The following is an 11,770-nucleotide window of genomic DNA, read 5'->3' on the forward strand; positions in this document are numbered from 1 at the left end:
GGCTCTACAGGGGGCAATGGCAGTCGAGCATGGTTCGTCGCCACATTGTCCTGTGCGCCTGCATTTGGCACACTCCGCGGCTTCTCTTTCAAGGATCGATGCCGTGCAGGAAATGATTCTGCCGTTGAAGCGCTACGCCCAGTTCGAGGGCCGCGCCAACCGCCGCGAGTACTGGATGTACCAGCTGTTCCTGTTCCTGGTCGCAACCGCGGTGATGCTGCTGGCCGGTGTGCTGGCGATCCTCCTGCGCAACAGTCCCGATGCACTGGCCGGCATTCTGATTGGCATGGTGGCACTGCTGGGCGTGATGTGGCTGGCCACGATCGTGCCGCTGATTGCCGTGACCGTACGCCGCCTGCATGACTGCAATCAGTCGGGCTGGCTGTTCCTGCTGGCGCTGGTGCCGGGCGGTGGCATTGTGATCATGATCTTCTCGCTGCTGCCGGGCACGCCGCAGGAGAATGTTTACGGTCCGGTGCCTTCGGGGCCGTGAGGCTGCGGGAGTCGAGCATGGCTCGACTCTACAAAAGCGGGGAGGGGGCGAAGCCGGCGTGATGCCGGCTTCGTCATTTGCAAGGGGGTGTCGGTTGCGCGAGGCAGGATACCGGAGGGGGCTGACGGCCTATGCAGCGCGAGCCGTTATAGGCAAGCCCAGCGGGCTGTCGTGGATGATGCCCCATTGCGGGTATTGGCTATCGTGCAGCTTGACGTCAACAAAGCCGGCTTCCCCCAGCAATCGCACCAGATGAGGATACGAATAGATCCTCAGTTCCAAAGTTGAGCCGTCACCACCATGGAAGGACAGGTCAGAGAATCGTTGCTCCCTGCCATCGCTGGTGATGTTGACAAGAACCCGATCCGCACCTTTGCCCTCGATCCGGTAGTCGTTGAGCTCAGGGAAGTGCTCAATCGTGACCTCGTGAAATCCATAGGGAACGGTGAGCACAAGCAGCCCGCCCGGCTTCAACAATGCCCGCAGGTTTTCGAGCGTGCGCTCGCAGGGCCCATCCACGTGTTCCAGTACATCTGAGCTGACAACAAAGTCATATTTTCCCAGGTAGTGTGCGGCTGGGTGACGGATGTCCAGCATGGGGCGCTTGTGGAAGTAGGTATTGATGTAATCGAACTTGCGCCGCAGGGCATTAGTGTAGATATGGGCGTCGGTCATGCCGATTCCCTTGATCTGTCCGCGCCTGGGGATCCGCTCAAGCACGCGGATCTCCCGCGCTTGGTCCATCTCCGACTGCAGGGCTGCCATGAGGGCACGGAAGCGCAGAGTGGATCCGCAGCCAATACAGCTGCGGGTTTCCCTTTCGGCGATGGCCTCGCGGGATGCTCGCAGGCGGAAACCGCAGATGTTGCACGCGGGCCTCTCGGTGGTCGGTATGCTCACGGGGAAGACGTGTGGGCGAATCGTGTCGAGCCCTTTTCGGGCAAGGCTGCGGCAAATGGCGTACACGCTATGACAGTCCCTGTTCTTGTTGATACCGCCTAGCTTGCCGTATGGCCGTGGCGCGAATCCAGCCTGCCCATTGTCTCGTTTCGTGCCGAAGGCCCTCATGCGCGCGTGATACACAGTGTGACGTTCGATCGATGTGATAATCATTCGCGTTTAAGGTAGACTGCGGTCCCTTGTGAACCGGCGGCCCTGGGCCGCTTCTGCCGCCGCTGATGAAGCATTTCGTCCCGCCTTCGCGCCGTGGTCCACTGGCCCGCGGCCTGGTCGCCTTGATGATGGGTCTGCTCTTGGCCACCCCGTACGTCCATGCGCAGCAGCGCAATCCGCTGCAGAAGATCGGCCACACCGTGCTCGACGAGCCGGCGGTCAGTTATCGCTTCGAGCATTTCGTGGTGGACAGTCCCGACCAGCAACGCCGCTGGCGGGTGAATGTGGCGATCCCGGCCAAGGCCAGCAAGGCGCCGCTGCCGGTGCTGTACGCGCTGGATGGCAATGCCGTGGCGATGGTGCTGGATCAGCCGTTGCTGGCCGAGCTGGCGGCACGCAAGGCGCCGCCGGTACTGGTGCTGATCGGTTATGACAACGACCTGCGCATCGATTCCAAGGCGCGCACCCGCGACTACACCGCGTGGATCGACCGCGCCGACGACGAGAGCGGTACGACCCAGGCGGTCGGTGGCGGTGCTGCCGCGTTCCTGGATGTGATCGAACGCCGCATCAAGCCGGAAGTCGAGCGCCGCGCACGCATTGATACGCAGCAGCAAGCACTCTGGGGCCACTCGCTGGGTGGGTTGTTCGTGCTCAATGCGCTGTACACCCGTCCCGCCGCCTTCCAGTCCTATCTGGCGGCCAGTCCGTCGCTGTGGTGGAGCCAGGGCGCGGCGCTGGGTGATCCGGAACAGCAGTTCGTGCAGAACGTGCATGGCCAGCCAGCAACGCTCTGGCTGATGCTGGGCGGTGCCGAGCGTGTCGGTGATCGCGGCAAGCGCGACATGAACAATCCGCGCGTGGTCGCACACCTGCGCCGCATCGGTGGTGCCACCCCGGATGCGGCGATGCAGCTGTCCGAGCGGTTGGCCAAGGTGCCGGGCATGCGCGTGCAGTACCGCGAGTTCGACGGCCTCGGTCACGGCCCGATGCTGCCTGCGTCGTTCCATGCCGCGTTGCATGAACTGTACGGCGTGACCGACCGCAGTGCCGGTGACGGCGCACCCAATAGCGGTGACAACGCCGCCGAATGAATCCCTTCGCATGCCAAGGCGTGCGACCCCACTACCCAGGCGAGGCTGCCGATGTGCAGCGGCCCAGGCAACCGATGAATCCCGCGTCACGTGGCGCGGCCTACGTGTGCAAGGAGCCTTCCATGTCGTTCCGTCCGTCTTTCCGTCTCACATCTCTCGCCGCTGGCCTGTTGCTGGCCGTGACCGCCACCGCACAGCCGGTGTTCGATCAGCCGGCCAACGCCACCTTCAAGGGCGAGGTCGTCTCGCGCGGTGAGAACGTGGTTCCCGGCAGCACTGCCGACGTGGTCGGTCGCGGTTTCGTGCCGGGCCAGAAAGTCAGCCTGTTGCGTGGCGACAGCGTACTCAACACGCAGCCGCTGGTGGTCGATGCCGATGGCAACTTCAAGACCCAGCTGAGCATTCCGGCCGACGCCGTGCCGGGTACCCACCCGGTGGTGGTGCGCGCCAGCCAGCCGGCTGCAGCCACCGTGCTGAAGCTGCGTGTCTCGCCGCAGCTGCCGCTGTCCGGCCAGGCGCAGTTCGCCACCCAGTCCAACAAGCTGGTGCCGGGCCTGTATCAGTCCGCCTACAGCGCCGCCAGCAACGCGGTGTTCGTGACCTCGGCCGTGGGCCGCCCGCCGGTGACCCAGTCGCAGCTGTTGAAGCTGGACCCGAAGTCGCTGAAGGTGACCAAGGCGATCACCCCGGCGCAGGTGCCGGGCAGCACCAATGGCGCGGTCTACGCGGTCTACGGCGTTGGCGTGGATGACACCAACGGCAATGTATGGGTCACCAACACCCGCCAGAACTCCATCGCGGTCTACCGCCAGAAGGACCTGTCGCTGGTCCACCAGTTCCCGGTCGATGCCGTGCCGCACGCGCGCGACGTGGTGGTTGATGGCACCCACGGCAAGGTGTTCGCCTCGGCCACGGGCGAGGACCATCTGTCGGTGTTCGACGCCAAGACCCTCAAGGAGCTGCCGGCGGTGACGCTGGAGTCCGGCGTGGACGACGGCAAGTTCACCCCGATGAGCCTGGTGCTGGACGAGAAGGGCGGCAAGCTGTTCACCGTCAGCATCGGCACCCCGGAAGCGGCAGTGATCGACGTGGCCAGCGGCAAGGTCGAGAAGGTCATCGACCTAGGCAATTCGATCAGCGCCTCGGGCGTGGCCTTCGACGCAGCGCGCAACCGCCTGTACGTGGCCTCGCAGGGCACCGACAACCTGCTGATCGTCGATGTGGCCGCCGGCAAGGTGCTGCACGATGTGCCGGTCGGCGCCGGCGCGCTGAACGTCGCCTTCGATGATGCCTCCGGCCTGGCCTACGTCAGCAACCGTGGCGCTGGCACGGTCACCGTGGTGAACGGTGACGGCAAGGTGGTCGCCAACCTCGACGGCGGCACGCTGCCGAACCACGTCCGTGCCGATGGCAAGGGCAACGTGTTCGCGGTGAACAAGTCGCGCGGCGCCGAAGACCCGAAGGGTGACCGCATCACCCGCATCACCCCGAAGCAGTAAGTCACACGGCGGGGCGGCGTGCGCGTCGCCCCACCAGCAAGGAGAACGAGCATGAACATCGCGTCCCGTCTGCGCCTGTGTGCGCTTCCGTTGGCTGTCTCGCTGGCACTGGCTGCCTGTGGCGGTTCATCGACGCCCTCGGACACCGGCAAGCCGGTTGAACCCGCCGCCGCAACCGCGGCTGGCGAAGCCGCGTTGCCGGCTGGCTGGCAGCGCGTGGCCGGCACCGATATGCCGGCCGTGCGCGATCAGAAGGCTGTGCTGCCGGCCCAGGTGCATTCCGATGACGGCGCCGACGTCGAGGTGGCCGATACCAGCCGCATCATTGCCGGTGGTGACGACGTGATCGCGGTGATCGAGGCGCTGGGACTGGACAAGCAGGTGTTCGCCGCGCCGACCAATACCACCACCCAGGCTGGCCTGGCTGCCCCGCACCAGTTCCTGTTCAACCGCACCACGGGCGTGGAGGGCGTGCTGAGCCTGCAGGGCTCGCTGTTCCTCGGCAACAGTCTGCGCCGCCACACCGAACTGGCGAAGAAGCTGCGTGAGGTGGGTGAACCGGCGGTGGTCATCGATGACCTGCAGCCGGCGCCGGACAAGGTGCGCAAGGTCGCCGCCGCACTAGGGCTGGCCGAGGCAGGGCAGACGCTTGCCACACAGGTGCAGCGTCAGCTCGACGAGGCTGCAGCGATTGGCAAGGGGTTGGGCCATGCGCCACGAGTGATCCACGTCTCGGCCACCGGCGCCGGTGGCTCACCAACCGTTGCAGGTGCCGACAGTGCGTCGGCGCAGCTGATCGCACTGGCGGGCGGCATCAACATCGGTACCGAAGCGGGAGTGAAGAACTACTCGCAGCTGAGCAATGAGGGCGTGGTCGCGGCGGCACCGGAAGTGATCCTGGTGACCGAGCATGACCTGCAGCTGTTCGGCGGTGCCGAAGGCCTGTGGAAGGCGTACCCGACGCTGAAGCAGACCCCGGCCGGGCAGGCCAATCGGGTCTGGGTGATGCCGGATGTGCAGCTGAAGTACACCAGCGTGGGCTCCGGTGCCGGTGCGCTGGCGCTGGCCAAGGCCCTGGCGGCGTTGCCGAAGGCATGAGTCCGGCGGATCGGCGCCGCCGTCGCGGGCGGACGATGTTGCTGGTGGCGTTGCTGGCACTGCTGGGGGCAGTGCTGGCCTCGTTCGCCGTGGGTCCGTTGCGGCTGCCGCCGATGGAGGTGATGCAGGCGTTGGCGGTGAAGCTGGGTCTGCTCGATCCACAGGCGGTCAGCAGCCGCGACCTCGCCGTGGTCTGGCAGCTGCGTATTCCGCGTGCCCTGTTGGGCGCGATGGTCGGTGCGTCGCTGGCGATGGCCGGTGCCAGCCTGCAGGGCCTGTTCGGCAATCCGCTGGCCGATCCTGGCATTGTCGGTGTCAGCCAGGGTGCTGCGCTGGGTGCAGTCGCTGCCATTGTTCTCGGCGCTGCGGGCGCAGCCGGCTGGCTGGTGCCGGTGGCTGCATTCGCTGGTGGTGCACTGGCGATCGGCCTGACCTACGCATTGGCCCGGCCCGGCAAGGGTACGGGCAACGCCACGCTGCTGCTGGTCGGTATCGCGATGGCCGCGTTCTGCTCGGCGTTGATCGGTTTCCTCACATATATCGCCAGCGAAAGCGAGCTGCAGTCGCTGGTGTTCTGGCAGATGGGCTCGCTGGCGCGCGCCAACTGGGCCGATGTGGCGGCCGTGGTGCCGTTGTTCGCCATCGGTGTGTTCGCGCTGCAGCGATTGGCTACGCCGCTGGACATGCTGGCGCTGGGCGAACGCCAGGCACAGCACCTCGGGCTGGATGTCACCCGCACGCGTCGCCGCCTGGTGGCGTTCAGTGCGCTGCTGGTGGGCGCAGCGGTGGCGTTTGCTGGTTCGATCAGTTTCGTCGGCCTGGTGGTGCCGCACGTGGCGCGCCTGCTGGTCGGCCCTGGTCATCGCTGGTTGCTGCCGTTGTCCGGCCTGCTGGGTGCACTGCTGATCGTGGTGGCCGACACCGCCGCGCGCACATTGGATCCGCCGGCGGAGATTCCGCTGGGCCTGTTCTCGGCTGCGCTGGGCGCGCCGTTCTTCCTGTGGCTGGTGCTGCAGCAGCGCCGCAAGGCCGCACCATGAGCGTGTTGTTGAAGCTGCACGAAGTGGTGGTGCGCCGCCAGCAGCGCGAGATCCTGCACGGCATTTCGCTGGCGTTTGAACCGGGTACGGTCACCGCACTGGTTGGCCCGAATGGCGCGGGCAAGTCCACGTTGCTGGCTGTGGCGGCAGGTGACCTGCGTGCCGACGCTGGCGAAGTAAGCCTACTCGGCAAGCCGTTGGCCGGTTACAAGGCCGGGCCACTGGCGCGCGAGCGCGCGGTGATGCCGCAGGAGCACGGCGTGCGCTTCGCGTTCAGTGTGGAAGAAGTGGTGGCGATGGGGCGGCTGCCGCATCCGCCGGATCCAGCCGTGGACGACGCCCAGGTGGAAGCGGCAATCGATGCCGCCGAGCTGCAGGCGCTGCGCCTGCGCGAGGTGCAGCAGCTGTCCGGTGGCGAGTCCGCCCGGACGACGTTCGCGCGCGTGCTGACGCAGGACACGCCGCTGCTGCTGCTGGATGAGCCGACCGCAGCGCTGGATCTGCGTCACCAGGAACGCACGCTGCGCAGTGTGCGCGCCTGTGCCGAAGCCGGTGCGTGCGTGATCGTGGTGCTGCACGACCTCAATCTGGCCGCGGGCTATGCCGACCGCATCGTGCTGCTGGAGCAGGGCAGGGTGGCGGCCGATGGCACGCCGTTGCAGGTGCTGACCGAAGATAATCTGCAGCGGGTCTACCAGCAGGATGTGGTGGTGTTGGAGCACCCAAGGCGTGGGGTGCCGCTGGTGGTGGTCACGTGACTGTGTGAGGGCGTCGCGCTGGGCGCTTCTGACCGCGGCATCAGGCCCCTCAATGGCGCGGCGGCAGCGGATCCCGTATGCTCCGCCGGAACCAGGGGGCAAGCACGATGAAAGGGATTTCGTGGGTGGTCGCGGCAGCGCTCGCGACGGTGCTGGGTGGGTGCGCGACGCTGAAGGCACGACCGGATGTTCCACTGGCCGCGGACGAGGGCTACGTGGTGATGTCGGTGAACTGCGCCACCAGCAACATCAGGCTGATCACGATCTTTGCCAGCGGCACGCGGTCGACGTCGCCGTTGGCTGACCTGCGCGGCGAATTCGAGTTCGGCTGCAGGGCCGGTCTGGCCGCCATCCGCGCCAAGGCCGGGCGCCACTATGTCGGCTACCTGACCGAACATGGTTATGGATACGTCGGGGCGGTGCCCGAAGACGAAGCGCTGACTTTCGACGTGCGTGCAGGCGAAACGACCTACATCGGTGAGGTTGTGGTGTCTGGACTGTTCGACCGCCTGCACTCAAGGCCGACCTGGATCTCGGTACGCGATCGCGAAGCGGAGTCGTTACGGCTGTTGCAGCAGACGCAGCCCTGGCTGCTGGAACGCCATCCCTTCCACACCCGGCTGGCGACACCAGCGCCGGGCGCGCCGAGCGCCGAAGTGCTCGCCGAGCAGTTCCGCAGCTGCACGCCGGCGTGCGACAGCATCCTGGCCCTGCCGCTGTTCATCCGCTGAGGAGGTTTCCAATAAAGTGGATCTGCATGTGCTGACTGATGGGTCGCGCCATCCGGACGCTGTATCATTCGGCGCCAGTTACATTCAATGGACTGATTCAATGTTGCCCTCCGCTTCAGGTGTTTCGCGGACGTTGCTGATCGCATCGGCCTTTTTCTCTGCATTTGCCGCCAATGCGGCGTCGACATCTCCAGTTTCGCTGACCCACGCGGCCGAGAACGCCTCGCTGATCGAGACCCTGCATTCCAGTAGCGAGGGTGCTGCAGTGACATCGATGAAGACGCAGTACTTCGCCAACGAGGAAATGTCGGTGAGCTGGGACGACCAGCAGGTGCTGGTGCTGTGCAGTGAAGCGGCGTACCTGCAGATTCCTGCCGCCAAGCTCAAGGCCGGAGCGTTGACCTCCGAGCAGCGGCAGATGATCGTCTATCAGGCACTGATGTCAGGCCTTGGGGTTGTCGCGGGCGTCGTCGGGCCGGCAGGCGAGGTGGTGGCCGTGGCTGATGACGGTAGCGAGACTCGCAGCGTTGGCGAAAACAGGTGGGCGTATGGCGTCGAGCGCTACGACGTCATCACCCAGCGGCTCCCGGATGGTGCGCTTCGGGTACGAACCCGCAAGACGGAAACCGTGAATACCACGCCGCCGGCCGGTCCGGACGACATGCTCAGCACCGAAGACGACCAGGCGGCACGCCTGTCCGAGTTGGCGCCGGTGGGCAGCTGGACCGAGGTGGTTGTCCATGAGGGGCCGAGGCTGCCGCATGTGGATCCGGCAATGTCGTTGAAGGGCTGGATCTCGATGGGGGACGACCAGGCTGCGACCGTGGCTGAGGCGCGCAAGCTGCACGACTGCAAGTAAGGCGGGGCAGGGGTCAGAGCCCTTTGCATTGGGCAAAGGGATCTGGCCCCGGTCATTGCCGGCCTCATCGTTCTATTTATGTGCGTAATATTCACTTGCGCGCCAGATTGACCGGTCTAGAATGCGCCCCATGAACCGGATGCCGCTCCTGAAGTTTTTCACCCTGACCCGCGCAAGCGCGGAACGGGCGTGTCTGCCTGGAGCCCCACGAGGCCGTTGAGACGGCCATCGCTGGACCTTCGACAGAGCGCCCTCCGGGGCGCTCTTTCCGTTTCTGATTTCCCGCAAGTCGACCAACAGTCGACTCTACCCAGTCGGCCCTACCCAGTACCCAAGGAGAACGTGCCATGCACCAGATCGCCGAGACCGAACGCTAGCCGCGCACCCTGTCGCCAACCGGGGTGTGCGGCCCCTGAAGTTGGCTTTGCAGGAACCTCTTTATGAACACCCAAGTCCTTTCCCGCCGTCGCAACCTTGGCATCATTGCCCACATCGATGCCGGCAAGACCACGCTGACCGAACGCCTGCTGTGGAAAAGCGGTGAGATCCATCGCGTCGGCGAAGTGCACGATGGCAACGCGACCACCGATTTCTCGGCGATCGAACGCGAACGTGGCATCACCATCGGCGCTGCTGCCGTACAGGCGCAGTGGGCGCCGCGCGACCTGCCGCCGCATCGGCTGACCCTGATCGACACTCCCGGCCACATCGACTTCGCCATTGAAGTCGAGCGTTCGCTGCGCGTGCTCGACGGCGCCGTGGCCGTGTTCTCGGCGGTGGACGGCGTGCAGCCGCAGTCGGAGACGGTGTGGCGCCAGGCGCGTCGCCATCGCGTGCCGCTGATCGCGTTCGTCAACAAGATGGATCGCGTCGGCGCCTCGTTCGAGCGCGTGCTGGAGCAGCTGCAGGACAAGCTGAGGGCGCGGCCGTGGGCGCTCGGTGTGCCACTGGGCAGCGAAAGCGACTTCAACGGCTGGGTCGACCTGGTCGATGAGCGCGTGCTGCACTGGCAGGATGGTGCCGTAACCACGGTGACCCCGTGGGACGACGCGGCGCGCACCCTGTGGCAGCCGCAGCGCGACGCACTGGTCGAGGCCGTGGCCGACCACGACGAACTGCTGGCCGATGTTTGGCTGGAAGGTCGCGTGATCGATGCCGAACAGCTGCGCGCTGCGATCCGACGGGCGACGCTGGCGGGCGCAGGCGTGCCGGTGCTCGCCGGTGCGGCCTTCAAGGACAAGGGCATCGAGACGCTGCTGGATGCGGTGGTCGATTACCTGCCGTCGCCGCTGGATCGGCCTGCCGTCACCGCTGAAAGCGAGAGCGGCGAGGTGGTGCTGCTGCCGGATCCAGACGGTCCGCTGGCGGGCCTGCTGTTCAAGATCACTCACCAGCAGCACGGCGCGCTGAGCTTCGTGCGGCTGTACTCGGGCACCTTGAAGGTCGGCGATGCGGTGGCCAGTTCGCAGCATCCGCAGGGGCGGCGTGTCAGCCGCCTGGTGCGGGTGCAGGCCGACCAGACCCATGACATCGAGCAGGCCGTGGCCGGTGACATCGTTGCGGTGCTGGGCTGGAAGGATGCGGTCAGCGGTGAAACGCTGAGCGGGCGTGCGCAGCCGCTGCGCCTGGAGAACATCCAGGCACAGGCGCCGGTGCTGGCGTGGCGGCTGGAGCCGGCGCGGGCGGCCGACCTGATCCGGATGGCGCAGGGCCTGGCCAGCCTGGCCCAGGAAGATCCGTCGTTCCGCGTCGAAACCGATCGCGACACGGCGGAGACCCTGGTCTGGGGCATGGGCGAGCTGCACCTGGAGGTGATGGTCGAGCGCCTGCGCAGTGAATGGAAGGTCGACGTGGGCGTAGGTTCGCCGCGCGTGGCCTACCAGGAGACACCGCTGCGAGCGATGACCGGCGTGGTGGGGCGGCTGGTCAAGCAGACCGGTGGCCAAGGCCAGTTCGCGCACGTGGTGCTGGATGTGTCGCCGCGCGAGGACGACCAGGTCGTGTTCAACGACCGCATCGTCGGTGGCGTGGTGCCGCGCAGCTTCATCGCGGCGGTGGAGAAGGGCGTGCGTGCCGCGCTGTCGGAAGGCCCGCAGGGCCATCCAGTGGTGGGTATCGAGGTCAGTCTTGTCGATGGCCAGACCCACGCCAAGGACTCTTCGGAAATGGCGTTCCATCGCGCCGGTGCCGAGGCGATCAAGGCGGCGCTGGTGGAGGGCGGTACGCAACTGCTGGAGCCGGTGATGGCGGTGACGGTGCATTCGCCGTCGGCGTCGGTGGGTGATGTGGTGGGCGATCTCAACCGTCGCCATGGTCGCATTGCCCGCATCGAGGACCAGGACGGTCGCGCCGAGGTCAGTGGTTTCGCACCGCTGGCGCAGCTGGTGGGTTACACCACGTCGCTGCGGTCTCTCAGCCAGGGGCGGGCCAGCAGTGAGGCGCACCTGCATGGTTACGAGCCGGTACGCGCTGCGTAAGGAAAGGCGAGGGGAGCCCGTGAGCGGGCTCCCTTTTTTTGTCGTCGGGAACGCCCATCCACGCATGGCGTGGATCTACCGGGTGATCGGGTTGCAGGCCCTGCAGTAGATCCACGCCATGCGTGGATGAATTCGCATCGACACCGGGATAATGCACTGCATTGCAACAAAACTGCAGAAAAAGCTGGATTAAAGTGATGCCTCACGATAAATTGCGCACCCCCCGTTGCTCGCCGCCGCCCGCACCCCTCTCATGCGTGATGACAAAGACCCCGGAACCCTGGAGCTGACCCTGCCGCGAAAGCGCGGTCGTCCGCCCAAGTTCGGGTACGCAATGAGTGACGCGCAGCGGGCAGCGCGCTACCGCGCGCGCCGGGCCGGGCAGGCCAACCACGCCGATGTGCGCTCCTGCTCGGACATGGTGCTACTGGACAAGATCCGCGCTGCTGTGAGCGCGCGCGACACTGAACTGGCCGGGTTTCTGGTCCACGTCCTCTGGCAGCGCTACCCCCTGCAGTTGAAATAGGCCGTCGGTGGGGTGGCCGTTGTCATCGAGCTTGTTGATAATGCGGGATTCAGGTTGTTCCCGCTGGCGCGCCCGGGATGGC

At 66.0% G+C, this 11,770-nt stretch carries 11 protein-coding genes; 10 read left to right on the forward strand and 1 reads right to left on the reverse strand.

The window, feature by feature from the left end:
• Positions 1 to 103: 103 nt before the first annotated feature.
• Complete coding sequence (locus tag ACZK3W_RS10910; protein WP_253143105.1) at positions 104 to 493, forward strand: DUF805 domain-containing protein; 390 nt, start codon at positions 104 to 106, stop codon at positions 491 to 493.
• Between the two features lie 129 nt (positions 494 to 622).
• Here ACZK3W_RS10910 and ACZK3W_RS10915 read toward each other — a convergent pair whose 3' ends face one another.
• Positions 623 to 1,393 (reverse strand): methyltransferase domain-containing protein, encoded by a 771-nt coding sequence (locus ACZK3W_RS10915; RefSeq protein ID WP_253143106.1) that lies wholly within the window; start codon positions 1,391 to 1,393, stop codon positions 623 to 625.
• 278 nt (positions 1,394 to 1,671) lie between these two features.
• Between ACZK3W_RS10915 and ACZK3W_RS10920 the strand changes: the two genes are divergently transcribed.
• The 9 genes from ACZK3W_RS10920 to ACZK3W_RS10960 all read left to right on the forward strand — a co-directional run bounded on the left by ACZK3W_RS10920 (position 1,672) and on the right by ACZK3W_RS10960 (position 11,688).
• On the forward strand, positions 1,672 to 2,700 hold the full coding sequence (locus ACZK3W_RS10920) for an alpha/beta hydrolase (RefSeq protein ID WP_478450807.1): 1,029 nt from the start codon (positions 1,672 to 1,674) through the stop codon (positions 2,698 to 2,700).
• A gap of 122 nt (positions 2,701 to 2,822) precedes the next feature.
• Positions 2,823 to 4,199, forward strand: coding sequence for a YncE family protein (locus tag ACZK3W_RS10925; RefSeq protein WP_065723255.1), 1,377 nt, complete (start codon positions 2,823 to 2,825; stop codon positions 4,197 to 4,199).
• A 51-nt stretch (positions 4,200 to 4,250) separates the two neighbouring features.
• Positions 4,251 to 5,297, forward strand: a complete 1,047-nt coding sequence (locus ACZK3W_RS10930) for a heme/hemin ABC transporter substrate-binding protein (RefSeq protein ID WP_180837729.1) — start codon at positions 4,251 to 4,253, stop codon at positions 5,295 to 5,297.
• A complete protein-coding gene (locus ACZK3W_RS10935; protein ID WP_012511012.1) occupies positions 5,294 to 6,337 on the forward strand; it encodes a FecCD family ABC transporter permease in 1,044 nt (347 codons plus the stop codon). The genes ACZK3W_RS10930 and ACZK3W_RS10935 overlap by 4 nt, the downstream gene beginning before the upstream one ends.
• Positions 6,334 to 7,095, forward strand: a complete 762-nt coding sequence (locus ACZK3W_RS10940; RefSeq protein WP_180837728.1) for a heme ABC transporter ATP-binding protein — start codon at positions 6,334 to 6,336, stop codon at positions 7,093 to 7,095. The genes ACZK3W_RS10935 and ACZK3W_RS10940 overlap by 4 nt, the downstream gene beginning before the upstream one ends.
• A gap of 107 nt (positions 7,096 to 7,202) precedes the next feature.
• Positions 7,203 to 7,826, forward strand: a complete 624-nt coding sequence (locus ACZK3W_RS10945) for a hypothetical protein (RefSeq protein ID WP_180837727.1) — start codon at positions 7,203 to 7,205, stop codon at positions 7,824 to 7,826.
• 100 nt (positions 7,827 to 7,926) lie between these two features.
• The gene (locus ACZK3W_RS10950) at positions 7,927 to 8,685 is read left to right on the forward strand and encodes a hypothetical protein (RefSeq protein WP_478450808.1); all 759 of its coding nucleotides are present in this window, start codon (positions 7,927 to 7,929) and stop codon (positions 8,683 to 8,685) included.
• 440 nt (positions 8,686 to 9,125) lie between these two features.
• On the forward strand, positions 9,126 to 11,162 hold the full coding sequence (gene fusA, locus ACZK3W_RS10955) for an elongation factor G (protein ID WP_478450809.1): 2,037 nt from the start codon (positions 9,126 to 9,128) through the stop codon (positions 11,160 to 11,162).
• Between the two features lie 253 nt (positions 11,163 to 11,415).
• Positions 11,416 to 11,688 carry a hypothetical protein gene (locus ACZK3W_RS10960; protein WP_005409616.1) on the forward strand — a complete coding sequence of 91 codons (273 nt, stop codon included), beginning with the start codon at positions 11,416 to 11,418 and terminating at the stop codon, positions 11,686 to 11,688.
• Positions 11,689 to 11,770 lie beyond the last annotated feature (82 nt).

Source organism: Stenotrophomonas sp. 80084_Sma (assembly GCF_056481995.1).